26 protein-coding genes and 1 riboswitch are annotated in these 26,419 nt (G+C 37.7%); of the genes, 24 read left to right on the forward strand and 2 right to left on the reverse strand.

Going from position 1 to position 26,419, the window contains the following annotated elements:
• Nucleotides 1-29 precede the first annotated feature (29 nt).
• From TTE_RS03400 to TTE_RS03485, 18 genes are all read left to right on the forward strand, one after another.
• Nucleotides 30-1,472 carry an RtcB family protein gene (locus tag TTE_RS03400; RefSeq protein ID WP_011025112.1) on the forward strand — a complete coding sequence of 481 codons (1,443 nt, stop codon included), beginning with the start codon at nucleotides 30-32 and terminating at the stop codon, nucleotides 1,470-1,472.
• 184 nt (nucleotides 1,473-1,656) lie between these two features.
• On the forward strand, nucleotides 1,657-2,034 hold the full coding sequence (locus TTE_RS03405) for a nucleotidyltransferase family protein (RefSeq protein ID WP_041587288.1): 378 nt from the start codon (nucleotides 1,657-1,659) through the stop codon (nucleotides 2,032-2,034).
• The gene (locus TTE_RS03410; protein WP_011025114.1) at nucleotides 2,034-2,534 is read left to right on the forward strand and encodes a hypothetical protein; all 501 of its coding nucleotides are present in this window, start codon (nucleotides 2,034-2,036) and stop codon (nucleotides 2,532-2,534) included. The genes TTE_RS03405 and TTE_RS03410 overlap by 1 nt, the downstream gene beginning before the upstream one ends.
• Nucleotides 2,535-2,581: 47 nt before the next feature.
• On the forward strand, nucleotides 2,582-3,022 hold the full coding sequence (gene mntA, locus TTE_RS03415; RefSeq protein WP_011025115.1) for a type VII toxin-antitoxin system MntA family adenylyltransferase antitoxin: 441 nt from the start codon (nucleotides 2,582-2,584) through the stop codon (nucleotides 3,020-3,022).
• 313 nt (nucleotides 3,023-3,335) lie between these two features.
• The gene (locus tag TTE_RS03420; RefSeq protein ID WP_041587113.1) at nucleotides 3,336-3,971 is read left to right on the forward strand and encodes an IS607 family transposase; all 636 of its coding nucleotides are present in this window, start codon (nucleotides 3,336-3,338) and stop codon (nucleotides 3,969-3,971) included.
• The gene (locus TTE_RS03425; RefSeq protein WP_011025118.1) at nucleotides 3,928-5,124 is read left to right on the forward strand and encodes an RNA-guided endonuclease InsQ/TnpB family protein; all 1,197 of its coding nucleotides are present in this window, start codon (nucleotides 3,928-3,930) and stop codon (nucleotides 5,122-5,124) included. Before TTE_RS03420 ends, TTE_RS03425 begins: the two co-directional genes overlap by 44 nt.
• Nucleotides 5,125-5,239: 115 nt before the next feature.
• Nucleotides 5,240-6,865 (forward strand): MBL fold metallo-hydrolase RNA specificity domain-containing protein, encoded by a 1,626-nt coding sequence (locus tag TTE_RS03430; protein WP_011025119.1) that lies wholly within the window; start codon nucleotides 5,240-5,242, stop codon nucleotides 6,863-6,865.
• A gap of 117 nt (nucleotides 6,866-6,982) precedes the next feature.
• Nucleotides 6,983-7,161, forward strand: a riboswitch (Lysine riboswitch).
• Nucleotides 7,162-7,278: 117 nt separating this feature from the next.
• Nucleotides 7,279-8,715 carry a sigma-54 interaction domain-containing protein gene (locus TTE_RS03435; RefSeq protein WP_011025120.1) on the forward strand — a complete coding sequence of 479 codons (1,437 nt, stop codon included), beginning with the start codon at nucleotides 7,279-7,281 and terminating at the stop codon, nucleotides 8,713-8,715.
• A 180-nt stretch (nucleotides 8,716-8,895) separates the two neighbouring features.
• Nucleotides 8,896-9,288, forward strand: coding sequence for a hotdog domain-containing protein (locus TTE_RS03440; RefSeq protein WP_031314244.1), 393 nt, complete (start codon nucleotides 8,896-8,898; stop codon nucleotides 9,286-9,288).
• A gap of 11 nt (nucleotides 9,289-9,299) precedes the next feature.
• The gene (locus TTE_RS03445) at nucleotides 9,300-10,127 is read left to right on the forward strand and encodes a 3-keto-5-aminohexanoate cleavage protein (RefSeq protein ID WP_011025122.1); all 828 of its coding nucleotides are present in this window, start codon (nucleotides 9,300-9,302) and stop codon (nucleotides 10,125-10,127) included.
• A complete protein-coding gene (locus TTE_RS03450) occupies nucleotides 10,124-10,789 on the forward strand; it encodes a CoA transferase subunit A (protein WP_009610465.1) in 666 nt (221 codons plus the stop codon). Before TTE_RS03445 ends, TTE_RS03450 begins: the two co-directional genes overlap by 4 nt.
• Entirely contained in the window at nucleotides 10,779-11,444 is a 666-nt protein-coding gene (locus TTE_RS03455) for a CoA transferase subunit B (protein ID WP_011025123.1), read from the forward strand. The genes TTE_RS03450 and TTE_RS03455 overlap by 11 nt, the downstream gene beginning before the upstream one ends.
• 27 nt (nucleotides 11,445-11,471) lie before the next feature.
• Nucleotides 11,472-12,512: a hypothetical protein gene (locus TTE_RS03460; protein WP_011025124.1), complete on the forward strand. Its 1,041-nt coding sequence runs from the start codon at nucleotides 11,472-11,474 to the stop codon at nucleotides 12,510-12,512.
• A 37-nt stretch (nucleotides 12,513-12,549) separates the two neighbouring features.
• Nucleotides 12,550-13,803 (forward strand): lysine 2,3-aminomutase, encoded by a 1,254-nt coding sequence (gene ablA, locus TTE_RS03465; protein ID WP_009610471.1) that lies wholly within the window; start codon nucleotides 12,550-12,552, stop codon nucleotides 13,801-13,803.
• Entirely contained in the window at nucleotides 13,793-14,818 is a 1,026-nt protein-coding gene (locus TTE_RS03470) for a hypothetical protein (protein WP_011025125.1), read from the forward strand. The genes ablA and TTE_RS03470 overlap by 11 nt, the downstream gene beginning before the upstream one ends.
• Nucleotides 14,808-16,310, forward strand: coding sequence for a MutS-related protein (locus tag TTE_RS03475; protein WP_011025126.1), 1,503 nt, complete (start codon nucleotides 14,808-14,810; stop codon nucleotides 16,308-16,310). Before TTE_RS03470 ends, TTE_RS03475 begins: the two co-directional genes overlap by 11 nt.
• Complete coding sequence (locus tag TTE_RS03480; RefSeq protein ID WP_011025127.1) at nucleotides 16,291-17,853, forward strand: lysine 5,6-aminomutase subunit alpha; 1,563 nt, start codon at nucleotides 16,291-16,293, stop codon at nucleotides 17,851-17,853. Before TTE_RS03475 ends, TTE_RS03480 begins: the two co-directional genes overlap by 20 nt.
• Nucleotides 17,850-18,659 carry an OAM dimerization domain-containing protein gene (locus tag TTE_RS03485; RefSeq protein WP_011025128.1) on the forward strand — a complete coding sequence of 270 codons (810 nt, stop codon included), beginning with the start codon at nucleotides 17,850-17,852 and terminating at the stop codon, nucleotides 18,657-18,659. The genes TTE_RS03480 and TTE_RS03485 overlap by 4 nt, the downstream gene beginning before the upstream one ends.
• Nucleotides 18,660-18,679: 20 nt before the next feature.
• Here the strand turns inward: TTE_RS03485 and TTE_RS03490 are convergent, their stop codons facing one another.
• Entirely contained in the window at nucleotides 18,680-20,059 is a 1,380-nt protein-coding gene (locus TTE_RS03490; protein WP_011025129.1) for an amino acid permease, read from the reverse strand.
• A 262-nt stretch (nucleotides 20,060-20,321) separates the two neighbouring features.
• Complete coding sequence (locus tag TTE_RS03495; RefSeq protein WP_011025130.1) at nucleotides 20,322-21,197, reverse strand: PhzF family phenazine biosynthesis protein; 876 nt, start codon at nucleotides 21,195-21,197, stop codon at nucleotides 20,322-20,324.
• A 150-nt stretch (nucleotides 21,198-21,347) separates the two neighbouring features.
• Between TTE_RS03495 and loaP the strand changes: the two genes are divergently transcribed.
• The 6 genes from loaP to TTE_RS03525 are packed head-to-tail and all read left to right on the forward strand — an operon-like array spanning nucleotide 21,348 to nucleotide 26,409.
• Nucleotides 21,348-21,863 (forward strand): antiterminator LoaP, encoded by a 516-nt coding sequence (gene loaP / locus TTE_RS03500; protein ID WP_011025131.1) that lies wholly within the window; start codon nucleotides 21,348-21,350, stop codon nucleotides 21,861-21,863.
• Between the two features lie 30 nt (nucleotides 21,864-21,893).
• Nucleotides 21,894-23,261, forward strand: coding sequence for a phosphoglucosamine mutase (gene glmM, locus TTE_RS03505; protein WP_011025132.1), 1,368 nt, complete (start codon nucleotides 21,894-21,896; stop codon nucleotides 23,259-23,261).
• 18 nt (nucleotides 23,262-23,279) lie between these two features.
• Complete coding sequence (galU, locus tag TTE_RS03510; RefSeq protein ID WP_011025133.1) at nucleotides 23,280-24,188, forward strand: UTP--glucose-1-phosphate uridylyltransferase GalU; 909 nt, start codon at nucleotides 23,280-23,282, stop codon at nucleotides 24,186-24,188.
• A gap of 34 nt (nucleotides 24,189-24,222) precedes the next feature.
• Complete coding sequence (locus TTE_RS03515; protein WP_011025134.1) at nucleotides 24,223-24,906, forward strand: YveK family protein; 684 nt, start codon at nucleotides 24,223-24,225, stop codon at nucleotides 24,904-24,906.
• A gap of 13 nt (nucleotides 24,907-24,919) precedes the next feature.
• Nucleotides 24,920-25,630 carry a CpsD/CapB family tyrosine-protein kinase gene (locus tag TTE_RS03520; RefSeq protein ID WP_011025135.1) on the forward strand — a complete coding sequence of 237 codons (711 nt, stop codon included), beginning with the start codon at nucleotides 24,920-24,922 and terminating at the stop codon, nucleotides 25,628-25,630.
• Nucleotides 25,627-26,409: a tyrosine-protein phosphatase gene (locus TTE_RS03525; RefSeq protein WP_226990158.1), complete on the forward strand. Its 783-nt coding sequence runs from the start codon at nucleotides 25,627-25,629 to the stop codon at nucleotides 26,407-26,409. The genes TTE_RS03520 and TTE_RS03525 overlap by 4 nt, the downstream gene beginning before the upstream one ends.
• Nucleotides 26,410-26,419 lie beyond the last annotated feature (10 nt).

Consider the following 26,419-nt stretch of genomic DNA (forward strand, 5'->3'; position numbering starts at 1 on the left):
GAAATCACAGAAAGTGGGGAGGTGAAAATATGGCTGTGGATATTATTCAAGGCTATACCCTGGTGAAGGATGGGGTAAATAAATGGAGAATTCCCAAGTTTGGGAAGATGAGGGTTGACGCTGTCGTCTATGTAAATGATAGTTTAAAAGAGCTTTTGAGAGATGACCAATCCTTAAGGCAGCTTGTTAATGCTGCAAGCCTCCCTGGTGTAGTAGAACCGGTGATTGGCATGCCGGATATTCACGAAGGTTTTGGACTTCCGATAGGGGGAGTCATGGCTATAGAAGAAAAAGGGGTGATTTCGGCCGGAGCAGTAGGGTATGATATAAATTGTGGTGTGAGACTTATAAGGTCTGACCTTGAGGCAGACTATTTTACAAAAGATATACTGTATAAGTTGATAGAGAGGATTGAACATTACGTTCCGACCGGGATAGGCAAAAAAGGAAGGCATAAGGGTATTACCCGGGTAATTTTTGACGATGTTGTGCACAATGGAGTTGAAGCGGTGATTAAAGCAGGTTTTGGCAAAAAGTCTGATTTGGAGTATATTGAAGAGGGAGGGAAACTTGAAGGAGCCGATATTTCGGCGGTATCAGAAGAAGCTCAGGAAAGAGGAGAAGAACAGCTGGGGACCCTGGGAGGAGGCAATCACTTTATAGAAATTCAGAAAGTTGAGGAGATTTTAGAGGAGAATCTGGCAGAGAAATTTGGGCTTTTTAAAGGACAGCTTGCTGTGATGATTCACACGGGAAGCAGAGGGTTTGGCCATCAGATTGCTACGGATTATACAAAGATTCTGTGGGAAGCAGCTAAGAGGTATGGGATTGAGGTACCGGAAAAAGGGCTTGCAGCAGCCCCTATAAAGTCAAAGGAAGGGCAGAATTACTATAAGGCGATGGCGGCTGCGGTGAATTTTGCTTTTTCAAACAGGCAGATAATCATGTTTGATGTGATAAGGGCTTTTGAGGATGTTTTAAAAAAATCGGAAGAAGAGATGGGGTTTAAACTTGTGTATGACGTTGCTCACAATATCGCTAAGTGGGAAGTACATGGGGGGAAAAGGATGCTTGTTCACAGGAAAGGAGCTACAAGGGCTTTACCGGCAGGACATCCGCAAAACCCACCTTCCTATAGAGATACAGGACATCCTGCTCTAATTCCTGGCAGTATGGGTACAGGTTCCTATGTGGTGGTCGGAACAGAAAAAGCAGCAGAGACATTTTATTCTGTAAATCACGGAGCAGGACGAAGGCTTTCTAGAAATCAGGCTAAGAAGATAAGCAAAGAGGAATTTGAAAGGTCTATGGGAGATGTGGTGTACAATGTCCGCTCTTATAAAGACATTGTAGATGAATCTCCTCTTGCGTATAAAGATGTAGAAACAGTAGTTTCTGTCTTTGAAGAGAGAGGCATTACTATACCTGTTGCAAAGCTTATTCCTCTTGCAGTTGTGAAAGGGGCTGATTAAGGTTTTAAAATGAGGTGAAATAGGTTTCTGGCTATTTTACGGCGATTTTATTAAAAACTTTATAATTTTTTAAATTTTTAATGACGGTTTTAAATATGGCGTTTTTTCTAAGCTTTGCTGGATGAATAATATGAATGCTATGAAATGGTATAATATATGTAAAGAATTTTGTGTGGTGAGGAAGATGAGTATCACTGATGAAGAGAAAAAGAAAATACGTGAAAATTGGCGTATAAGAAGTGAAAAAGAGAAAGAAATACTAGAAGTACGAAAAAGGGAAGCATTAGATAAAGCTTATAAGATTGCTAAATTTTTAAAAGAAAAATACAACGTGAGTAAAGTTGTCTTGTACGGATCACTGGCAAGGGAGTTTGATTTTTGGGAGTTTTCAGATATTGATATTTTTATAGATGGCTGGGATGATGATAGGTTTAACTACTGGACAATGTTTCTTGAGATAGAGAATATTGCAAGGCCTTATAAAGTGAGTATAGTTACACAACGAGACACTACGGAAGCTTTGTTAAAAGAAATAGAGAAAGAGGGGAGAGAAATAGGGTAATGGATGTTAATAAAATAAAAGTTATTTCAGCAAGACTTAAAATAGAACTTGATAATATACAAAAATTGTATGATATTTTAAAAGACAGAGGGATGTTTAACAGTAAAACTTTGAAGAAAAAACTAACTGATGATTTTGTTTTAAGAGCTGTTGGTTCTATTTTCCATGATTTTTATACTGCTGTTGAAAATATGTTTAGAATTATTGCAAAAAATATAGATGGTTTTATTCCATCTGGAGCTGAATGGCATTTAGAATTGCTTGAGCAAATGTGTGTACCGATAGAAGGTACAAGACCAGCTTTTATAAGTGCAGGTACTAAATTATTGCTTAATGAATTTAGGGGATTTAGACATGTTTTTAGAAATATTTATGGATTTAATCTTATACCTGAGCGAATAGCAAGATTGTTAGAGATTTTTCCGGAAACTGTAAATAGTCTGAAAAGGGATGTTGAAAAATTTGTAAATGAAATGGAATCTATTATAGAAGAGAAGTAGTAATAAAATTAAGATGATAAGTATGCTTTTTTAAAGAGGTGTCTGTAGTGGTCCAGAGTAATTTAAAAGAAGTAGAAGAAATATTTAGAAGTAATTTAAGCTATTTACAGGAAAAATATGACATAAAATTGGTTTATGTATTTGGATCTTATGCTAAAGGAACTAACAGAAAGAATAGTGACCTTGATATTGCAGTGCTTTTAGGTGGAGATTATACCCTGTTTGAAAAATTGGAACTCATTGGTGATCTAGTGGAGATATTTAAAAGAGACGACGTGGATTTAGTGATATTAAATGAGGCAAACTCAGTATTAAGGCATCAGGTTATAAAGTATGGAAAGATCATCTTTGAAGAAAGTGAAGACGTTAGAGTTGATTTTGAGGTGAAAACTTTAAGAGAATATATGGACATGGAATATTTTAGAAAAGTGCAAATGGACATTGTTAAAGAATGGATTAAAGAAAATGTGGGTGAGAATAGTGACTAAGAGTATAATAGAAACAATAAATTCTAAAATAAAAGAGTTGCAAAAAAATCTAATATTGTTAAAAAGAGTGGCGCAGGAAGTGAATGAGGAAAACATAAAAGAAGATATGCTAAGGTATTGGGGGCTAGAGGGGGGGATTCAAAATTGAAGAAAGAGTAATTGTAGACATACTGAAAAACCGACTGGAAGATTTTGTAATGTATATATCTTATATAGTGACAAAAAATAATTAAAGGGTTTTAAACATATTAAAGTTTTTAATAAAATATATTTGCTTTGTGGGTTATACTATAATATTTATGGTGATGCAAATATGAAAGCAAAAGAGGTTCTGGAATTATTAAAAATATCAAGGCCAACGCTAACCAAATATGTAAAAGAAGGAAAAATAAGAGTAACAGTTATGCCAAATGGATTTTATGATTATAATGAAGAAGACGTATACAAAATTTTTATGAAAGGCGTTGAAAGAAAAACATATATTTATGCAAGGGTTTCAACCCCAAAACAAAAGAGGGATTTAGAAAATCAAATTGAATTATTAAAACAGTTTTGTTTTAATAATGGCTATAAAATACATGGAGTATTTTCTGACATAGCAAGTGGAATTAGCTTTGAAAAAAGAAATGAATTTTTTAAAATGCTTGATGATGTTCTTGCGGGTAAAGTAGAGATGGTTATTATAGCTTACAAAGACAGGTTAAGCAGAGCAGGATTTGAATTGTTTAAACATTTATTTAGAAAGTTTAATACTGAAATAGTTGTTGTATCAGAAGTTGGTAATGAGAAGCTTGATTCTCAGGAAATAATTGAAGAAATTATAAGTTTGCTGCACTGTTACAGTATGAAATTCTACAGCAAAGGAAAAATTCAAAAAATAAGAAAGTTTTTAGAAAACGAGGTGTTTGAAGATAATAGTCAAGAGAGTAGAACAGATACAGATAAATAAGAATCATGAATTATGGCCTTATTGTGATGAAATATGCTTTGCAGCAAAAAACTTATACAATTACGCCAACTACATTACAAGGCAGGAATTTATAAACAACAAAAAATGGATAAGGTACAGGAAACTCAATAAGATGTTAAAAGAACACGAAACATACAAAAACTTACCAGCACAAACAGCACAACAAACCTTAAGACTTCTCGATAGAAACTGGAAGTCATTTTTTAGAGCAATGAAAGAATGGGACGAAGATAAAGAAAAGTTTAATGGCAGACCTAATTTACCAAAATACAAAAAGAAAAATGGAAGAAGCGTTGCTATATTTACAAATCAACAGTGTAAAATTAAAGATGGGCATTTGAGTTTCCCAAAAACAAATTTAAAGCTAAAAACAAGAATAACAGGCAAATTAAAAGAAGTCAGGATAATCCCAAAAGGAAGTGTTTATGTTATTGAAATAGTCTATGAAAAAGAAGTAGTTGAAACAAAGAAGCCCTCAAAAAGAATAGCGGGCATAGATTTAGGGCTTAATAACTTTGTAACTTTGGTAAATAACATAGGCATAAAGCCTATTGTTATTAATGGCAAAGTTATTAAGTCAATAAATCAATATTACAACAAGAAAAAGGCAGAGTTAATGAGTTATGTAGGAGACAGAGGTACCAGCAATAGGATTGAAAAACTAACTCTAAAAAGGAATAACAAAATAAAAGACCTTATGCATAAAATAAGTAGATTTATAGTCAACTGGTGCAAACAACATGACATAGACACAATTGTAATAGGATACAATTCTGGATGGAAGCAGGAAATAGAATTAGGAAAGGTAAATAATCAAAATTTTGTTAACATTCCTTTTAGTGATTTCATAAACATGCTTGAGTATAAATGCAAGGAAGAAGGTATAAACTTTGTGCTTGTAGAAGAAAGTTACACCAGTGGCTGTAGTTTTTTAGATGGGGAAGAAATTAACAAAACAAACTACAATCCACAAAGGAGAATAAAAAGGGGTTTGTTTAGGAGTAATAAAGGAATTTTAATAAATGCTGATGTTAATAGTGCTTATAATATCGTAAGAAAAGTATTCCCCGAAGCATTTGCAGAGGGGATAGAGGGTGTGGGGTTACACCCAGTTAGGCTGAATATAGCCTAACAAAGAATAGTGTTTAATAAAATTTTGAATAGTTTTTAATACTTTAAACACTATTCATAACCTAAGCAAATGGCTTGAAGATAACTATAATTTCTAAAATGAAAGGGGATTTACTGTGAAAATAACTTTTTTGGGAGCTGCTAAGGAAGTTACAGGTTCATGCTACCTTGTGGAGACGGAAAATGCCAGGTTTTTAGTGGACTGTGGCATGTTTCAGGGTGGAGAAGTAGAAGACGAGCTAAACTATCAAGAATTTATTTTTGATATAAAAGATATCGATTTCGTACTTTTAACCCATGCTCATATAGACCACAGTGGCAGAATTCCTGTGCTTTACAAAAGGGGCTACAGAAAGAGGATTTACGCAACTCATGCTACAGTTGACCTGTGCAGGTACATGCTGCCGGATAGCGGGCACATCCAGGAAATGGAAAGCGAGTGGAAGAACAGAAAGAGGAAAAGGGCTGGAAAGCCTTTGAGGGATCCACTTTATACGGCTGAAGAGGCAGAAGAATCTATAAGCATATTTTATGGTGTTGACTACGGGGAAGTGATAGAGCCTGCACCTCATATAAAAGTGAGATTTAATGATGCTGGGCATATACTTGGCTCGTCTATAATTGAGGTGTGGGTAAATGAAAAGGGAAAAGAGACTAAAATAGTGTTTTCAGGAGATCTAGGGAATAAAAAGGTGCCTCTTTTGAGAGATGTAACTCCTATAAATGAGGCTGATTATGTTCTCTGTGAGTCTACATACGGCAATAGGATTCATGAGGAGGTCTCTGATAGGGCGAAAAGGTTGATGGAGATTATAACACGCACTATTAAAAGAGGGGGAAATGTTATTATTCCTTCTTTTGCCGTTGGAAGGACTCAAGAGATATTATATGAGCTTCACAGGGAAAGGGATTTGTACAAAGATGAGATAGAATTTTTGAACAACATCCCTGTGTATGTAGACAGTCCTCTTGCCACCTCAATAACAGATGTGTTTGCAAAGCATCCAGAGTGCTTGGATGATGAAGCGAGGGAATACATCAAAAAAGGAGAATTGCCTTTAGATTTTCCCAATTTGCACTTTACCCACAGTGCGGAAGAGTCTAAGGCTTTGAATGAGATTAAGACGCCCATGATAATTATCTCAGCTAGCGGCATGTGTGAGGCAGGTAGGATAAAGCACCACCTAAAGCACAATTTATGGAGGCCGGAGTGCACAGTCCTTTTTGTTGGGTATCAGGCAAAAGGCACTTTAGGGAGGAAACTTTTAGATGGAGAAAAAGATGTGAAGATACTTGGAGAGGATATACACGTTAAGGCTGAAATTGAATATATTGAGAGTTTTTCAGGTCATGCCGACCAAAGAGGTATACTGGAATGGATTTCTAATTTTGAGAAAAAGCCCAAGAAGATATTCATTGTGCACGGAGAAGACGAAGCTCAGGAAGAACTGGCTGATAAGATAGAAGCACAATTTGGCATAGAGACTTTGATTCCATCAAGGTACGATGTTTACGATTTTGATAAGGAAGAGCTTATAAAAGGAGAGGTTGAGGATAAAGAAAAGTTTAAACTGGAGCTTAACAATAAATTAGAAGAGATGAAATTGAGAAGTGAAAAGGCGTTTAACAAACTTCAGGAGATACTAGACAAGAAAGATGGAAAAGATTTAACCGGCATAATGCTTGAGATAGACAATATAAATGAAAGCCTTATGAAGCTTTATAGGGAACTTTTGGATTGAGAATGCTTCCGGGCATTCTTTTTTTATATTTAAGGGCTTATTGCTCCCGCTTTCAAAATGTGATATAATATAATTGCACTTTGATAAGCTTTACATCAAAAATAGATATTTTAATAGCGCATAAATAGAGGAGCTGCCAAGCATGTATTTGGCGAGGTGTTAAGGAGAAGAACCTCCAATACTCGCTGAAGAAGGTTTGGCTGCCGAAAGGGTGAGCTTGTTCTTGAGCTCATCCTTGGTGGTAAACACAAAGTTTACCACTGTCATGGGACCTCCCATGAAGCGCTATTTATGCAGTGAAAATATTTTCATTGCATAAATAGCGCTTTTTTGTTAGAAATGAAGAAATACTTACATGTCGAAAATATTTTCGGTGTTTTTGCTTTTAATTTTACTCTCAAAGGGGGAGTAAGATGGATTTGAGGTTAAAAGGATTACCTCAGGAATTTTACCAAAAAGCGCTGGAGATATTATTAGAAAACATTGATTGGGGTGTACAAATCACTGATAAAGAGGGTTATACAATTTATTATAATAAAGCTTCTTCTCAAATTGATGGAATTCCTATAGATGAAGCGATTGGAAAGCACGTTTTAGCTATGTTTCCATCCCTTTCTAATAGAGAAAGTACAATTTTAAAAGTTTTAAGGACAGGGGAACCTGTTGTCGGACATGAGCAGGAAATTACAAATTGCTATGGACAAAAAGTCAGCCTTTTTACTATTACTCTCCCCATTGTAATCGATGGAGAAATATGCGGGGCTATTGATATTTCTAAAAACCTCTCTGAAATAAAAAATCTTATGACAAAAGTGATTGATTTGCGAGAAGAAGTGCGAAATAACAGAAAGAAAAGTGCTGTAAAAGAAAACGAGGAAGCTTATTATACTTTTGATGATATTATTGGAGAATCCAAAGTAATTACAGAACTAAAGTGCAAGGCTCAAAAAATTGCAAAAAGCAATTCGCCAGTGTTTGTATATGGTGAGACAGGTACGGGCAAAGAGCTTTTAGTACAGGCAATTCATAATGCTAGTCCAAGGAAGAATGGACCTTTTATTGCTCAAAATTGCGCAGCCCTTCCTGAAAATTTGATGGAGTCAATACTTTTTGGAACAGTAAAGGGAAGCTTTACTGGTGCAGAAAATCGCCCTGGTCTGGTAGAGCTGGCTGACGGAGGGACATTATTTTTGGATGAGATTACTTCTTTAAGTTTTGACCTTCAGGCAAAGCTTTTACGCTTTTTGCAGGAAGGGTATATAAGGAGAATAGGAGATAGTAAGGTTCGAAAAGTAGATGTGAGAGTTATTGCTGCTTCTAACATTTCTCCTTATGAAGCTTTAGAGAAGAAAATTTTAAGACCTGACCTTTTTTATCGATTAAGTACCATTGTCTTGTATGTGCCACCTCTTAGGGAGAGAAAAAGTGATATTCCTCTTTTAGTTAAGCACTTTATCAAGGAATTTAATTGGCAATTGGGGAAGGATATAAAAGGGATAAGCGAAGAGGTGGAAAGAGCGCTGATGAGTTTGTCCTGGCCGGGAAATGTGCGGGAATTAAAGGGAGTTATAGAGTATGCGGCTAATTTTTGCGAAGGTGAAATAATTCAGTTGCATGACCTTCCTGACCACATTTTAAGAAATGCCTTTATAGAGGGAGAAAAAGAGATAGCAGTAGATACTATCGGGATAGAAGGGGATCTCAGAAGCTTTCTAGCAAAAGTTGAATATGAGCTTATTACTAAAACTTTAAAAAAGACAAATGGGAATATAAGTAGAGCAGCAGAAATTTTGGGTATTCCGAGACAGACTTTACAATACAAAATAAAAATGTTAAAAATAAATATTTAATTTTGCGCCTAATGCTTAATTTTCAGCATAAGATGGGTTTTTATCAGAACGAGCTGTGAATCTTTTATAGGAAAAGGCCGAAAAATGGCCTTTTTTCTTTTTACTCAATGCTTGGTATGGATTTTGCATAAAAGTTTGAGAAGAGGTTTTCAAGGAATTTGAGAAGGGAGGGGATACATGTTGAAAGCCACAATAAGAGTCAGGATGAGCCTTCATGATGCTCACTATGGAGGAAATTTAGTAGATGGAGCGAGAATTTTACAGCTTTTTGGGGATGTGGCGACAGAGCTTTTGATAAGGCACGATGGAGATGAGGGGCTTTTTAGAGCTTATGACAGTGTAGAATTTTTGGCGCCAGTGTATGCGGGGGATTTTATAGAAGCCACAGGAGAAATAGTGGAGGTTGGAAATACGTCGAGAAAGATGGTCTTTGAGGCGAAAAAGGTGATAGCAGCAAGGCCTGATATCAGTGATTCTGCGGCAGAAGTGCTGGAAGAACCTATTGTAGTGTGCAGGGCGAGTGGCACCTGTGTTGTGCCAAAAGAAAAGCAGAGGTACAAAAAAGAAGGGTAGGTGAGTGAAGGGTGGAGAAATTGATAATTACTGCGGCTATATGCGGAGCTGAGGTCACAAAGAAGCATAATCCTAATGTGCCTTATACTGTTGAGGAGATGGTGAGAGAGGCTTTATCTGCATATAACGCAGGAGCTAGCATAATTCACTTGCACGTAAGGTATGATGATGGTACCCCTACACAGGACAAAGAAAGATTCAGAGAAGTGATTGAAGCGATTAAAGCAAAATGCCCTGATGTCATAATCCAGCCTTCAACTGGTGGAGCTGTTGGCATGACTGCAGAAGAAAGGTTACAGCCGGTTTACTTAAAGCCAGAGATGGCATCACTAGACTGTGGCACAATGAATTTTGGCGGAGATGAAATATTTGTAAATACAGAAAACATGATAATAGAATTTGCCACCAAGATGAATGAACTGGGAGTGAAGCCGGAACTTGAAGTATTTGACAAAGGAATGATAGATACAGCGATAAGGCTTCACAAAAAAGGGTATATAAAGGCTCCGATGCACTTCAATTTTGTGATGGGAGTAAATGGCGGAATTTCAGCTGAGATGAGGGACTTTGTATTTCTTAAAGAAAGCATTCCTCCAGGAAGCACATTTACTGCTACAGGAATAGGACGCTATGAATTCCCTGTAGCTACTATGTCTATACTTGCAGGAGGTCATGTGAGAGTTGGCTTTGAGGATAACGTATACCTCGAAAAAGGCGTTCTGGCAAAGTCCAATGGTGAGCTTGTAGAAAAAGTAGTGAGAATTGCTAGAGAGTTAGGTAGAGAAATTGCAACCCCTGATGAGGCCAGAAAAATATTAGGGTTAGAGGTGAAGCCATGAGGAAGGTTGTTACTTTTGAAGAGTTGAAGCCTTTATTTAAAGATGGAATGACCTTGATGATCGGTGGATTTCTTGCAAATGGCACACCTGAGAAATTAATTGACCTTCTCATAGAATTAAACGTTAAAGACCTTACTATAATTGCCAATGATACCAGTTTTCCAGACAGGGGTATAGGGCGTTTGGTTGTGGCCGGCCTTGTGAAGAAAGTTATAACTTCTCATATAGGTACTAACCCTGTTACAGGAAAATTGATGAATGAAGGAAAAATTGAAGTAGAGCTCGTTCCACAGGGGACACTTGCAGAAAGGATAAGAGCTTATGGAGCAGGTTTGGGAGGTATCTTGACTCCTACAGGAGTCGGCACAATGGTAGAAGAAGGGAAACAAAAAATAACTGTGAATGGAAAAGAGTATCTCCTTGAACTTCCACTGGGAGCAGATATAGCGCTTATTAGAGGAAGTATTGTAGATGAGTTTGGAAATATCTATTACAAAGGTACGACGAGAAATTTCAATCCTATAATGGCTCTTGCAGCTAAAACAGTTATCGTTGAGGCAGAAAAAATAGTCAAAGTAGGAGAAATAAAGCCAGAAGATGTCATGACGCCAGGAGTATTAGTGGATTATATCGTAAAAGGAGGGGAAGGCGATGATAACTGATCAGGAACTGGCAAAGCAGATAATAGCAAAAAGAATTGCAAAAGAGCTCAAACATGGAGAGCTGGTGAATTTGGGAATTGGTCTTCCCACTCTAGTAGCCAATTACATTCCCGAAGGGGTGCACGTCATATTCCAATCAGAGAATGGAATTACAGGTATGGGACCTATGCCAGAGCCCGGAAAAGAGGATGTAAATATAATTAATGCCGGCGGGCAGTATGTGACAGTTATGCCTGGCGCAGCGTTTTTTGACAGCGCATTTTCCTTTGCACTTATAAGAGGAGGACATGTGGACGTTACCGTGCTGGGGGCATTGGAGGTAGATGAAGAGGGAAATTTAGCTAACTGGATAATACCTGGAAAGTTAGTTCCTGGCATGGGCGGAGCAATGGACCTTGCTACAGGAGCCAAAAGAGTAATTGTGGCTATGCAGCATACTGCTAAAGGGCAGCCAAAGATTTTGAAAAAATGCCGCCTTCCTCTCACGGCCAAAGGCAAAGTGAGTCTTATAGTTACAGAGCTTGCAGTGATAGAAGTGACAAAAGAGGGACTGCTTCTCAAAGAAATTCACAGGGATACATCTATTGAAGAGGTCAAGTCTTTGACAGAGGCAAATTTAATTATTCCAGATGATGTAAAATATATGGATGTGTAAAATTCGAAGAAGGAGGAGGATATGCTTATGATGGGATGCAAATACGGTTCTCATAGAGTGATTGAGCCAAAAGGGGTTTTACCTCAAGCCGCTTATAAAATTTCTAATGATATGAGTGTGCTTTATGATAATGAGATATTGATTGATGTTATAGCTTTGAACATAGATTCTGCAAGCTTTACCCAGTTAAAAGAGGAGGCAGGGGGAGATCCTGAGAAGATAAAGAAGAAGATCCTCGAGATAGTAAATGAGAGAGGGAAAATGCAAAACCCTGTCACAGGTTCTGGGGGAATGCTGATAGGCAGAGTAGAAAAAATAGGAGAAGCTCTGGTCGGGAAAAGGGACCTCAAAGTAGGAGATAAGATTGCGACGCTCGTTTCATTAACTCTTACACCTCTTAGAATAGATGAGATTTTGGATATAAAGATGGATATAGAAAGAGTTGAAATAAAGGGTAAGGCAATACTTTTTGAGAGCGGGATTTATGCGAAGCTTCCTGAGGATATGGAAGAGACCTTGGCTTTAGCAGCTTTAGACGTTGCTGGAGCTCCTGCTCAGACTGCTAAATTGGTAAAGCCCGGTCAGAGTGTCATGGTGTTAGGAGCAAATGGGAAATCCGGTATGCTATGTTGCTATGAAGCTAAGAAGAGAGTAGGTCCTACTGGAAAGGTTATAGGTGTGGTGAGAAGGGAAGAAGCAAAGAAAAAGGTGGAAGAACTGGATATATGCCACGAGGTAGTTATAGCGGATGCTCAAAAGCCTTTGGAAGTTTTGGATAAAGTTCTAAAGGCCAACGGAGGAAAAGAAGTAGATATCGCTATAAACTGTGTAAATACGCCTAACACAGAAATGTCCACAATTTTACCTGTGAGAGATGAAGGAATTGCCTACTTCTTCTCCATGGCGACAAGCTTCACAAAAGCAGCCTTAGGAGCAGAAGGGGTTGGGAAGGATATAACAATGATCATAGGAAACGGATATACAAAAGACCACGCAGAAATTACGCTGCAGGAGCTCAGGGAAAATGAAAAATTGAGAAAAGTTTTTGAAGAAATGTATGCTAAATGAGGACAGCTGTAATGAATTTAAGGGGGAGATGTATAAAATGAGAGTTAACAGAAGACATGAACTTTTTGGGCATGTACCAGACAGCGATTGGTACAACTGGAAGTGGCAGATTGCAAATAGAATAGAGACAGTGGAAGAGTTGAAAAAATACCTTCCATTGTCGGAAGAAGAGGAAGAAGCTATTTCTAAGGCATTGCAGAAGTTGAGAATGGCAATTACGCCCTATTACCTTTCTTTGATAGACCCCAATGACCCTAATGACCCGATAAGAAAAAGAGCAGTGCCGACAATCCATGAGCTTTATCAGGCACCGGAGGACTTAGTGGACCCGCTTTATGAGGATGTGGATTCACCTGTACCTGGACTTACCCACAGGTATCCTGACAGGGTATTGATGCTTGTTACAGACCAGTGCTCCATGTACTGCAGACACTGCACAAGGAGAAGGTTTGCTGGAGAAACTGATGCTCCCATGCCGATGGATAAAATAGAAAAGCAGATTGAGTATATAAGGAATACCCCACAGATAAGAGATGTGCTGATCTCAGGTGGAGATCCTCTCACTTTATCTGATTCACGGCTTGAAGAAATTATAAAGAGATTAAGAGAAATTCCTCATGTGGAGATAATAAGAATTGGTTCATCAGTACCTGTAGTGCTGCCTATGAGAATAACTCCGGAGCTTGTCAATATGCTTAAAAAATATCATCCAATATGGCTCAACACCCACTTCAACCATCCGCATGAGATAACAGAGGATTCAAAGAGAGCATGTGAAATGCTAGCAGATGCTGGAATACCATTAGGAAACCAGACAGTACTTCTAAGGGGAGTAAATGACTGTGTCCATGTTATGAAAAAGCTGGTGCATGAATTGGTAAAAATAAGGGTAAGACCTTACTACATCTATCAGTGCGATTTGTCATTTGGGCTTTCTCATTTTAGAACTCCCGTTTCCAAAGGTATTGAAATTATAGAAGGTTTAAGAGGGCACACTTCTGGTTACTGCGTACCTACATTTGTAGTTGATGCACCGGGAGGAGGAGGAAAGATTCCTGTTGGACCAAACTACGTAATTTCTCAGTCCCATGATAAAATAGTTTTGAGAAATTATGAAGGCGTCATTGTGACGTATGTTGAGCCAAAAGATTACACTCCAGGTCCTTGTGTATGCGATGAAGAAGTTCCAAAATCTGAAGGTGTTGCAGGCCTTATGCAAAAGGATACTATTGGAGTATTAGAGCCAGAGAATTTAGAAAGGAAAAAGAGAAGGAGAAAAGATGAGAAGTGATATTCTTGACCTTATAAAAAATTACAGGACTATCTCTATAATAGGAATGGCAAAAAATGTAGGAAAAACAACTGTATTAAATTATCTTATCAGTAAGGCCAGGGGTATTTATACCCTTGGTCTTACCTCTATAGGAAGAGATGGAGAGGAATATGACCAGGTTTCCTTTTTCCCAAAGCCGCGGATCTATGTAGAAGAGGGCACTTTAGTTGCCACAGCAAAAGAAGCACTTTTCCGAAGCGATATAACAAAGGAGATAGTGGGAACTACAGGTATATATACTCCGATGGGAGAGATAATTGTAGCGAGGGCTTTAAGTGATGGCTATGTGGACCTTGCCGGTCCTTCCATTACTAAAGACCTCAAGAGGATAAGCGAGTTTTTGATCTCAATAGGTGCAGATAAAGTTTTTATAGACGGGGCTTTAAACAGAAAGACCCAGGCTTCTCCAGCTGTATCTGAGGCTACTATTCTGTCAACAGGAGCTGTTTTATCTCCTGATATGGAAAAGACAATAGATGAAACGGTGTTTACAGTAAAACTTCTGACAGTGCAGAAAGAAAGCGATAGAGAGATAATTGTAAAAGCTAGTAAAATCCTTGAAAATTCAAATTTGGGGTTTATTTATGAAGGCGGAGAGTACAAAACTGTGGAGGTATTAACTGCTATTGATGCATCAAAAGAGATTGTAGAGAATTTAAATGGAGCAAAGTATGTGGTAATAAGAGGAGTGATTACAGATAAGTTGATCAATGATGTAATGACTTCCACTGATAAGTATAAAGGAGTAGTCTTTTTGGCAGAGGATGCTACGAAGCTTTTCATAGAAGAAGAGACCTTCGTGAAATTTCAAAAGGCGGGCGGTATTTTTAGGGTAGTATTTCCTATAAATTTGATCTGTGTCACTGTAAATCCTATATCTCCTACAGGTTACAGATATAATGGAAAAGAATTTTTAAATAGATTGAGAGAGAAATTAGATCTTCCTGTCTTTGATGTGATGGGTGGTGATTGATATTAAATTCTTAACTGAAAAAGAAAGAGAACAAGTAGGATTTAACTATGTTATTTCAAAGCTTCAAGTTATAACTCCATATGGAAGAGAAGAGCTAAAAAATGCAAGGCCTTATAAGAGAGAAGAAAGAGAAAAACTTGAAAGGGAATATGAGTACATCGACCTTTTGAAGGAAAGTTTAGAGAAGGATAAGGAAATATTTTTTAAGATTTTAAAACCGCTATTCAAGATAAAAGATATAAGAAACAGCCTTAAAAGGTGCATAGAAGGGAAAGTGTTAGATGAGGTGGAATTTTATGAGATAAAAATTTTCGCTCTACTGAGCGAAGAGTTAAGGCTTTTGATTGGAAGGTTGAATTTAGATATTGAAGATATAAAGCTTGTTTCTTTAACTCCTGTATTGGATCTTTTGGACCCTCAGAAAAAGAGAATTGCTACTTTTTATGTTTACGATGAATATTCTAGTAATTTGAAAGAGATAAGAGAAAAGAAAAGGGAAATTGAGAGGCAGATATTTGCAGAAACTGACAGAGAAAAAATTGAAAAATTAAGGGAGAAAAGGCTTGATATAGTCGCATTGGAACAAAGAGAGGAACTTGAGGTAAAAAAGAGTCTATCTGAAAAGTTACGCAAATATGTAGACCTTATTGAAAAAAATATAAAAGCTATAGGAAGGTTCGATTTTTTGATGGCAAAGGCTAAACTGGCAATCGAGTACAATGGAGTGAAACCCACGATAAATGACGAGATAAAAATACTTTTTGAAGATGTTATAAATCCTCAAGTTGCAGATATTTTAAAAACCCAAGAAAAAGAGTTTACCCCTCTAACTATTGAATTAAAGAGCGGGACAACTGTTATCACAGGAGCCAATATGGGTGGAAAAACTGTAGCACTTAGGACTTTTGCGCTAAATCTTCTTCTTTCTATGATGGGATTTTTCCCTTTTGCTAAAAAAGTATCTTTTCCTATGCTGGATTTTATTCATTTTATCTCAGAAGACCTGCAATCAATTTCAAGAGGTCTGAGCAGTTTTGGTGCAGAAGTTATGAAGTTAAAAGAAGTAATAGAAGATGTAAAAAAAGGGACAGGATTTGTGGCATTAGACGAAATAGCAAGGGGCACAAATCCTGAAGAGGGACTTTATATTGTGAAAGCTATCTCAAAATATTTGAACGGTTTTTCTTCTATGACTGTATTAGCTACCCATTATGAAGGGGTGATAGAGGATGACATGGTGCACTATCAGGTCGTAGGGCTTAAAAATGTAAATTTTGAAGAGTTAAGGCAAAAAATCGTTATAGACGAAGAAAACTCGGTAAAAATTCTCCAGGAACACATGGATTATCGATTAGAAAGAGTAGACCCTAATTGTGAGGTTCCAAAAGATGCCCTTAACATATGCAGAATATTTGGACTTGAAAGAGAAGTTATAGAGCTGGCTGAGACCTATTATAAGAGGAGGAGAAGGTATGAGAGAGAGCAAGCTTAATCTTGATTGGGAATTAGTGGATAAAGCCAGAGAAGCTGCGAGAAACATTGTTAAAGATACGCAGAAATTTATAGATGCCCATACGACTGTGTCAGTTGAAAGGACGGTGTGCAGACTTTTAGGCATAGATGGCGTAAATGACTTGGGAGTTCCACTTCCCAATGTAGTGGTTGACCATATAAAAAGCAAGGGAAATCTTTCTTTGGGGGCTGCAACTTATATCGGCAATGCCATGATTTACACAGGGCTTAGCCCTCAAGAAATTGCCGAAAGAGTAGCAAAAGGTGAACTAGATTTGACTTCGATTCCTATGGCAGACCTTTTTGAGATAAAATTGGCTGTTCAAGATATAGCAATAAAGACTGTTGAAAAGATAAGAGAGAACAGGAGAAAAAGAGAGGAGTTTTTAAAGAAATACGGGGATAAGGAAGGGCCACTTCTTTATGTTATAGTTGCGACAGGAAACATATACGAAGATGTGGTTCAGGCGCAGGCTGCTGCAAGGCAGGGAGCTGATGTCATTGCAGTGATTAGGGCTACAGCTCAAAGCCTTTTAGACTACGTTCCTTATGGACCTACTACCGAGGGGTTTGGTGGTACTTATGCTACGCAGGAGAATTTCCGGATAATGAGAAAAGCTTTAGATGAGGTATCTGAAGAGCTGGGAAGGTATATAAGGCTTTGCAACTATGCATCTGGGCTTTGTATGCCTGAGATTGCTGCTATGGGCGCACTGGAGAGGCTTGATGTGATGCTAAATGATGCTCTTTACGGGATTTTGTTTAGAGATATAAACATGAAGAGAACGATGGTAGACCAGTTCTTCTCAAGGGTAATAAATGGATTTGCAGGAATTATTATAAACACAGGGGAAGACAATTACTTGACCACAGCAGATGCTTATGAAAAAGCCCATACTGTATTGGCATCTCAATTGATAAATGAACAGTTTGCACTAATTGCAGGAATACCCGAGGAACAGATGGGATTAGGACATGCTTTTGAAATGAACCCTGACTTAAGGAATGGCTTCTTATATGAGCTTGCTCAGGCTCAAATGGTAAGGGAGATATTCCCCAAAGCGCCTCTTAAGTACATGCCTCCTACAAAGTACATGACAGGAAATATATTCAAAGGGCATGTACAGGATGCTATGTTTAACGTTGTGACTATAATGACAAAGCAAAGGATACATCTTTTGGGAATGCTGACAGAAGCTATTCATACGCCTTTTATGTCAGATAGAGCGTTGTCTATTGAAAGCGCCAAATATATCTTCAACAATATGGCAGATATAGCTGATGAAATTTACTTTAAAGAAGGCGGAATAATTCAAAGGAGAGCTAACGAAGTTTTGAAAAAGGCGTATGAGCTTTTGAAAGAAATTGAGCAAGAGGGTTTATTTAAAGCATTAGAGCAGGGTAAATTTGCGGATATAAAGAGGCCGATAGACGGAGGGAAGGGATTAGAAGGCGTAGTGGAGAAAGACCCCAATTATTTCAATCCTTTCATTGACCTTATGCTAAGAGGTGATAGAGGATGAGCAGCGGCCTTTACTCTACAGAGAAAAAGCAGTACGATACCACCCTGGATTTGACCAGAGTCAAGCCATACGGGGATACGATGAATGACGGTAAGGTGCAGCTTAGCTTTACCCTGCCTGTGCCGGATGGAGCAAAGGCTGTAGAGGCAGCAAAACAGCTGGCAAAAAAGATGGGGCTGGAGAATCCAATGGTCGTCTACCATGCTCCTTTGGATAAGAACTTTACTTTCTTCATAATATATGGAAGTTTGATTCACACTGTGGATTATACCTCCATACAGGTACAGGAACTAGAAATAAAGGCCATGAGTATGGAAGAGACTAATGAGTACATTAAAAAACATATCGGCAGAAAAGTCGTAGTAGTGGGAGCAACCACTGGAACAGACGCTCATACAGTGGGCTTGGATGCTATAATGAACATGAAAGGGTATGCCGGGCACTACGGGTTGGAGAGGTATGAGATGATAGAGGCGTACAATTTGGGAAGTCAGGTGCCAAATGAAGAATTTGTTAAGAAGGCAATAGAGGTTGGAGCAGATGCCCTTTTGGTGTCGCAGACGGTGACTCAGAAAGATGCACATATAAAAAATCTTACCCATTTAGTAGAGCTTTTAGAGGCTGAAGGCATAAGAGATAAAGTGCTTTTGATATGCGGTGGACCGAGGATCACGCATGAGCTCGCAAAAGAATTAGGATATGATGCGGGATTTGGCCCTGGCACATTTGCAGACCATGTAGCGACTTTTATAGTCACAGAAATGGTAAAAAGAAAAATCCCCGGGCTTAAAGGGTATAAAAAATAAAGGGAGCCGATTAGCTCCCTTTATTTTTGCACATTTAAAACGCTATGATACCTTCCGTAAGCAAAGTAAATGATAAGGCCGACCAGCATCCATATGCCAAATCTTAGCCATGTCACCCATGGAAGGCTTGCCATTAAATAGAGGCTAAAAGCTGCTGTAAGAGGTGCGACTAACCATACTGCAGGGACTCTGAACTTTCTCTCTACATTAGGCATTTTAACCCTTAGGACAAGTATTCCTATTGAGACAATTACAAAGACAGATAGAGTTCCTATGTTGCAGAGCTCAATTATGATGTCTAAAGGCAGGAAGCCAGCAATTATAGCTGCTACCAAACTCGTTATTACGGTATTTATATGGGGTGTCCTGTATTTTGGATGAATGTGGGAAAACACCTCAGGCAAAAGTCCATCTCTTGCCATAACCATGAAAATTCGTATCTGGCCGTAGAGTGTTATCAATAAAGTTGAAATCATACCGACAGCAGCGCCTGTTGCAACTAAAGCAGAACCCCAGTTGATTCCTATGCTCATTAAGGCTCCAGGGAGAGCATTGTCAGGAATTATGGTTTTATAAGGCACCATCCCGACCAATACAACTGCCACAGAAATGTAAAGGGCAAGTATCACTACCATTGCCATTACAAGGCCTAAAGGCACATCCCTCGTAGGGTTTTTAGTTTCTTCTGCTGCCGTTGACACTGCGTCAAATCCTATATATGCAAAGAAGATTATTGCAGCAGCAGACATTATTCCTTTCCAACCATAGGGGGCGAAGGGAGTAAGGTTTGAAAGTTTTACGTGGCTGAAACCGAGGAACAGGAAAAGCAAGATGACTCCTATTTTTACGAGAACTATTATATTGTTTGTGGTTGCGCTTTCCCTTACACCAATGTACAAAATCCACGCCACAAAAGCGGTAATTAAAATGGCTGGTAAATCCATTATTCCTCCCGATATAGGAGGTTTAGTTATGGCTTCTGGCAAAGTTATGCCGAAAGATTTGAGCAGTCCTACAAAAGTTCCTGACCATCCAGATGCAACGGCGCTTGCTGAAACAAGGTACTCTAAAAGCAAGTCCCAGCCAATTATCCAGGCTATTAATTCTCCAAAAGCTACATAAGAGTAGGTGTAGGTACTTCCGGCGACGGGAAACATTGTCACAAGCTCTGCAAATATGAAAGCAGCTAGAGCAGCAGTTATACCTCCAATGATGTAAGAAATAATTACTCCAGGCCCTGCTCTTAATGCTCCTTCACCTGTTGACACAAAAATTCCCGTTCCAACGACAGAGCCTATTGCTAAAGCTGCCAGGTCTATTGCGGTTAATTTTTTATTAAGTCCTGTTTTTTCAGCTGCTTCCAGAAGTTGATCTACAGATTTTTTTCGAAATAAATTCATTCTCTTGATCCCCCTATAATATTGATTTTTTATTCACACAAGCGAATATTTTATCAAAAAATTTCTCCCTTGTCTACCCCCTTTCTCTTTCTTTTAAAAGGAAAATGAATTAAAATACACTTAAAAATTCTTCCCCATAAAAAAGAAAAGGTATACAATTATCTAGTATGCCTAAATTATAATACTTTTTGAAGACATTTGCAAGAATGATTTTGTGTAACTCCTACAAATTTTTTATAAAAAATTATACAAGATTCATAATTCAGTCTGACCAATTTCCACTAATTAGAATACGTGCGGGACCTCCTACCAAAACCCTTATTCCTTCTTCTTTTTTTGGAAGTTTCACGTATATTTTAGAAGGTCTTTTCATACTTTCTCCTTGATGAATTAGATATGTTTTTTCTAAATCGATTACCTTATTTAAGTAAAGATAATATGTTAAAGCGCCATTTGCCGTTCCTGTTGCAGCTTCCTCATTTATCCCGTATAATGGAGCGAAATCTCTGCAATTAGCGATAGCTTTCTTTTCCTCCAATGTGAATACGTGAAGACTTACAGCATTTTTTTCTTTTGTAATCTGAGATATTGCCTGGTAATCCGGGTTTATGCTAAAAAGGGTTTCTCTTGATTTGACGGGTACAAGAATATCCCATAATCCTGTGGATACCAGTTGAGGTACGAGGTCATAATTTTTATCACCAATTTCTTCAACGGAGATGTTTAGAGCTTTCGCAAGTTTTGAAAGGTCATCTTCATTTAATTTTTCTCCCGCCTGCGGAGCAGCCTGCTCCATCATTATTTTATCCTCTTCTATATAAATTGGAAGTTTTCCAGCTAGTGAATGCATTGTTACAACATCACCGGCTTTTACAAAGCCCAGTCTTTTTAAAACAGTGAAGGAAGCAATTGTGGCATGACCGCACAGGTCTACCTCAGAAGTTGGAGTGAAAAAGCGCACTTTGAAGTCTTTTTCACCTACTACTTCTATAAATGCTGTCTCTGAATGTTTGAGCTCTGCTGCCAAGTTTTGCATAAAAGTTTCATCTATTTTTTCGCCATTTTCAAGGACAACTACACCTGCTGGATTGCCTGAAAAAGGTTTCTCAGTAAAGGCATCCACAATAAATATTTTCATCCCTTTTTCTCCCCCTTTTGAATTTGTTTTTACTTTTAATATAACACATTAGCTGTTTTTTCAAAAACTACATTTTTGCCCCCAGTGTTGTTAAAGATATGTTGAAATTTGTCAGAATAGAAGGTACAATTTATATGTGGGGGCAGAAGTATGAAAAAGTGGTATGTGCTGTTTACTAAAAGTGGTTGTGAGGAAAAAGTAGGGAAAATCATTAAGAAAATATGGGAAAACGAGATAGAGGTTCTTATTCCCCGGAGGAAGATAATAGAAAGAATAAAAGGAGAAGAAAGGGAAAAAATCAAACTTTTGTTTCCGGGATACGTTTTTGTAAAGACTGAAATGACAGAAGCCAAGTATCACGAGATTACTTCTGTATTAAAGCAAGGAGTTTTTCTGAAGGAAGACAAAATGCCTGCTTCTGTAAAAGAAGAGGAAATGAGAGTTATTTTGAACCTCACTGGAGATTCTGACCTTATAGATGTTTCAAGGGGAGTAAAAGAAGGCGATAGAGTAAAGATAATTGAGGGGCCTCTGTTAGGATATGAGGGTTTTATACAGAAGGTTGACAAGAGGAAGAAAAGAGCTAAAGTTATATTTAAAGTAGCAGGAGAAGTGAAGAGCGTAGACTTGGGGCTTGAAATTGTTGAGAAAATAGTTTTAGTTTGAAAATAACAATAAACAAAGGAGGGGTGCCAAATGAGATTAAATGAGAACATGTTTAGAATGTACGACATAAGAGGCATATGGGGAGAAGACCTGACTGAAGAGACTGCAGAGGTCATAGGTAAAGCTTTTGGAACTTATGTAAAACAAAAGGGAATTAATAGTGTGCTGGTTGGTAGAGACAACAGGATTTCTTCAAAGCCCATAAGAGATGCTCTAATAAAAGGACTTACTTCTACTGGTTGTGACGTTTTGGATGTAGGGGTTTTAACGACTCCAGCCTTTTATTATTCCAATATTTTATACAATTCCCAGGCAGGTATGATGATAACAGCAAGCCACAACCCGCCGCAGTTTAACGGCTTTAAAGTTATGGTGGGACCTTCTACCATCTATGGTGAAGAGCTTAAGAAAATTTATTACATAGCAGAAAAGGGGGAATTTGAAAAAGGCTCTGGAGAGGTAAAATACGCTTATCCGATAAATTCTTACATCAATATGATAAAGGAAAAAGTTAAACTGGGAGATAGAAAATTAAAAGTTGTTGTGGACTGTGGGAATGGCACTGCTTCGCTTTTCTATCCAGATGTCATATACAATTTGGGCTGTGAGGTATATCCCCTCTACTGCGAATCAGACCCAACTTTTCCCAATCATTTCCCTGACCCTGTAAAAGAAGAGAATTTGAAGGATTTGATAGAGGAAGTAAAGAGAGTAAAGGCAGATTTGGGGATAGCTTTTGATGGAGATGGAGACAGGATTGGAGTGGTGGATGAAAAGGGCAATATAATCTGGGGAGACATGTTGATGATTCTCTACTGGAGAGAAATAATGAAGAAACACCCAGGCGCTGAAGCAATTGTGGAAGTGAAGTGTTCTCAGGCTTTGGTTGAAGAAATTGAGAAACTGGGTGGAAAACCTGTATTTTACAAAACAGGTCATTCCCTCATAAAAGCTAAGATGAAAGAAATGAATGCGGTCTTCACAGGAGAGATGTCAGGACACATGTTCTTTGCAGATGAGTACTATGGGTTTGACGATGCAGCATATGCGGCTGCAAGGCTTTTGAGAATACTTTCTAATACGGATAAAAGTCTATCTGAGCTTTTAGCTGATGTTCCAAAATATCCATCAACTCCTGAGATAAGGCTTGAGTGCAGTGATGAGAGGAAATTTGATGTAGTAAAAGGGGTGACGGAGTACTTTAGAGAAAAAGGTTATAACATAATTGATGTTGATGGAGCGAGAGTGCTCTTTGATGGAGGATGGGGATTGGTCAGAGCTTCTAATACTGGGCCAGAGCTTATTGTGAGATGTGAAGCTAGAACTTCAGAAAAGCTTGAGGAAATTAAAAAAGAACTTTCAGAGGCTTTAGCCAAGTTTGGCGTGAAGTTTGAATAACGGAAGAGGGGAAAGTTAATGAAAATAAAGAAAGCGATAATTCCAGCAGCGGGCCTTGGTACCAGGTTTTTACCTGCTACCAAGGCTCAGCCTAAGGAAATGCTTCCAATTGTAGACAAGCCTACTATACAGTACATAGTGGAAGAAGCGGTACAGTCAGGAATAGAGGATATTCTTATAATAACTGGAAGGAACAAAAGAGCCATAGAAGATCATTTTGACAAATCTGTAGAATTGGAGCTAGAATTAAAGAAAAAGAATCAGGAAAGTTTACTAAGCCTTGTAGAAGATATTAGCAATATGGTAAATATTCACTATATAAGACAAAAAGAACCTAAAGGCTTGGGGCATGCCATTTACTGTGCTAAATCTTTTGTTGGCAATGAGCCTTTCGCAGTGCTTTTAGGAGATGACGTGGTGGATGCTGAAGTACCTGTTTTAAAGCAGATGATAGAGCAGTTTGAGAGGTATAATTGCACCATAATTGGAGTGCAGGAAGTGCCTGAAGAGGATGTACATAAATATGGAATTGTAAGCGGTACTTTTATTGAGGATAGGCTATATAAAGTCAATGATTTGATAGAAAAGCCAAGGAGAGAGGAAGCACCTTCTAATATAGCTATTTTGGGAAGGTATATAATTACACCGCGAATATTTGAGATTTTGGAACATACGCCTCCTGGAAGAGGAGGAGAAATACAATTGACAGACGCTTTAAAAACTCTTTTAAATTATGAGGCCATTTACGCCTATAATTTTATAGGCAAAAGGTATGATGTGGGGGATAAACTGGGCTATCTCATGGCGACTGTGGAATATGCTTTGAAAAGGGAAGATTTGAGAGAGCCTTTTAAAAGGTATTTGATAACAATTGTCCAGGATTTACTTGGTATGGAAGAAGCCGCAGTGACTGAAAGAGATGTGTAATAATGTAGAGTAGGGTGGAGAGGGGAATAAGGGTATGATGGAAGAGGAACTTGACCTCAGAGAAGTTTTTTTGATTCTTAGAAAAAGAATAAAGATTATACTGTTGATTACTGTTTTGGCGATGTTGGTAAGTGGATTGATTTCTTATTATGTTCTCTCGCCTGTATACAAAGCAAGCACTTCTTTGATAATTAGCAGGACTCAAAATATTACAATTAATGATCAGATACAACTTCAAGATATACAAACAAGTAGAATGTTGGCTGCTACTTATAGTGAGATCGTTAAAAGCAGAAGAGTTTTGCAACCCGTAGTTACCAAGCTTAATCTGCCGATGAGTGTGGAGGATCTAAAAGGGAAAATAGATGTAACTTCTAAGGATAATACGGAGATTATTGAAATAAGTGTTAGAGATAATAATCCTGAAAGAGCAGCCGAAATAGCCAATGCTATTGCTAGCTCTTTTATGGATAATATTGTAAAAATAATGAAAATTGATAATGTCCAAGTGATTGATAGAGCAGTTCCTCCTACTTCAAAAGTAAGCCCTAAAACGTCACTAAACGTAGTAATTGCTGGTGTGTTAGGATTGATGATAAGCATTTTCCTGGTATTTTTGCTAGAATACATGGATAGGACAGTAAAGACTCCTGATGATATAAAGAAATATTTAAACCTGCCTGTATTAGGGATTATTCCCGAAGTGAAAAACAAATGAGGGATGTGGGAATATGGTAATGGCAAGGAATTTAATTTTATCGGATCCTAAATCGCCTTTCGCTGAAGCTTTTCGCGCTTTGAGGACAAATTTGCAATTTACTGGTATAGATAAAAAAGTAAAAAGCATATTAATTACTAGTTCTCTGCCTAACGAAGGGAAAAGCACTGTTGTCAAAAATTTGGCTTATTCTGTAGCGTTAACTGGGAATAAGGTTGTGGTAATAGATGGGGATTTGAGAAACCCTACAGTTCATAAAAGTTTTAATTTGCCCAATAACAGGGGTTTGACGAATTTACTTATAGATGAAGGAGATTATGAGGCTTATTTGAATGTAGATAATAGTTATGATAACTTACATATATTAACTTCCGGACCTCTTCCTCCAAATCCAACAGAATTATTAGGGTCTAATAAAATGAAGAAGTTGATTAGCCTTATCAGAGAGAATTATGATTACCTTTTTATAGATAGTCCACCTGTTGTGACTGTCACAGATGCTGTAGTATTAGCACCAGTGGTTGATGGAGTAATCCTCGTAGTACATGCTGGCAAAACTGAAATTGAGGCAGCTAGTCGGGCAAAAGAGATTTTAGAAAGTGTAAAAGCTAACATTCTTGGAGTGGTGTTAAATAGAGTAAAGGAGAGTCGAAATGGGTATTATTACTATTATTACTATTATGGCGACCACAAATCACAAAGTAAGAAAAGAAGGAAGAGATGATGATAGACATACATTGTCATATATTGCCAAATATTGATGATGGTTCTAGCTCGATGGAGACTTCTATTGAAATGGCACGTATTGCTTTGGAAGATGGAATAAAATTTATTATTGCAACTCCTCATTATATAGAATATGAGCATGAAATACCGCGAGAAGCCATTTTGAAAAATTGTCAAGAACTAAATCAATTTCTAATTCAAAAAGGTATAGAGTTAAAAATATTGCCAGGGGCAGAAGTCTTTATTTCTCCCACTATAGTAGAAAGTTATAAAAAAGGAAAAATCATCTCGCTGAATGATGGAAGAAAGTACATTTTAATAGAATTACCAGTAGCTGCTTATCCAGAATATACCGAGGACATAATTTTTGAATTTAAAGTGATGGGTATAACTCCCATCATTGCTCATATCGAGAGGTATTTCTATGTGAAAGATGATTTTGAATTAGTATTTCGATTAATTAATAAAGGAGCTCTTATCCAGGTAAATTCGACGAGCGTGATGGGATTATTTGGAAAAGAAGTGAAAAATAAATCAATAGATTTAATAAAGCACAGATTAGTACATTTTATAGCCTCTGATGCACACACGACGAGAGGTAGAGTGCCTAAAATATCAGAGGCATTGGAAATTTTAAGAAAAGAAAGAGTCGATGAGTCATATATAGATTATATACTTATTAACAGTCAAAAAGTTGTTCGGGGGGAAGAGATTGAAATATTGGATCCCATAAAGAAAAAAGTGAAATGGTTTTACAGACTAAAAAGACGCTTTTGACAGCGTCTTT

Source organism: Caldanaerobacter subterraneus subsp. tengcongensis MB4 (genome assembly GCF_000007085.1).
GTDB lineage: Bacteria > Bacillota > Thermoanaerobacteria > Thermoanaerobacterales > Thermoanaerobacteraceae > Thermoanaerobacter > Thermoanaerobacter subterraneus.

Coding starts and splice junctions, on each gene's coding strand:
- TTE_RS03400 (WP_011025112.1), top strand. CDS start 30: ATGGCTGTGGATATTATTCAAGGCTATACCCTGGTGAAGGATGGGGTA.
- TTE_RS03405 (WP_041587288.1), top strand. CDS start 1,657: ATGAGTATCACTGATGAAGAGAAAAAGAAAATACGTGAAAATTGGCGT.
- TTE_RS03410 (WP_011025114.1), top strand. CDS start 2,034: ATGGATGTTAATAAAATAAAAGTTATTTCAGCAAGACTTAAAATAGAA.
- TTE_RS03420 (WP_041587113.1), top strand. CDS start 3,336: ATGAAAGCAAAAGAGGTTCTGGAATTATTAAAAATATCAAGGCCAACG.
- TTE_RS03435 (WP_011025120.1), top strand. CDS start 7,279: ATGGATTTGAGGTTAAAAGGATTACCTCAGGAATTTTACCAAAAAGCG.
- TTE_RS03450 (WP_009610465.1), top strand. CDS start 10,124: ATGAGGAAGGTTGTTACTTTTGAAGAGTTGAAGCCTTTATTTAAAGAT.
- TTE_RS03455 (WP_011025123.1), top strand. CDS start 10,779: ATGATAACTGATCAGGAACTGGCAAAGCAGATAATAGCAAAAAGAATT.
- TTE_RS03460 (WP_011025124.1), top strand. CDS start 11,472: ATGATGGGATGCAAATACGGTTCTCATAGAGTGATTGAGCCAAAAGGG.
- ablA (WP_009610471.1), top strand. CDS start 12,550: ATGAGAGTTAACAGAAGACATGAACTTTTTGGGCATGTACCAGACAGC.
- TTE_RS03470 (WP_011025125.1), top strand. CDS start 13,793: ATGAGAAGTGATATTCTTGACCTTATAAAAAATTACAGGACTATCTCT.
- TTE_RS03480 (WP_011025127.1), top strand. CDS start 16,291: ATGAGAGAGAGCAAGCTTAATCTTGATTGGGAATTAGTGGATAAAGCC.
- TTE_RS03485 (WP_011025128.1), top strand. CDS start 17,850: ATGAGCAGCGGCCTTTACTCTACAGAGAAAAAGCAGTACGATACCACC.
- TTE_RS03490 (WP_011025129.1), bottom strand. CDS start 20,059: ATGAATTTATTTCGAAAAAAATCTGTAGATCAACTTCTGGAAGCAGCT.
- TTE_RS03495 (WP_011025130.1), bottom strand. CDS start 21,197: ATGAAAATATTTATTGTGGATGCCTTTACTGAGAAACCTTTTTCAGGC.
- loaP (WP_011025131.1), top strand. CDS start 21,348: ATGAAAAAGTGGTATGTGCTGTTTACTAAAAGTGGTTGTGAGGAAAAA.
- glmM (WP_011025132.1), top strand. CDS start 21,894: ATGAGATTAAATGAGAACATGTTTAGAATGTACGACATAAGAGGCATA.
- galU (WP_011025133.1), top strand. CDS start 23,280: ATGAAAATAAAGAAAGCGATAATTCCAGCAGCGGGCCTTGGTACCAGG.
- TTE_RS03515 (WP_011025134.1), top strand. CDS start 24,223: ATGATGGAAGAGGAACTTGACCTCAGAGAAGTTTTTTTGATTCTTAGA.
- TTE_RS03520 (WP_011025135.1), top strand. CDS start 24,920: ATGGTAATGGCAAGGAATTTAATTTTATCGGATCCTAAATCGCCTTTC.
- TTE_RS03525 (WP_226990158.1), top strand. CDS start 25,627: ATGATGATAGACATACATTGTCATATATTGCCAAATATTGATGATGGT.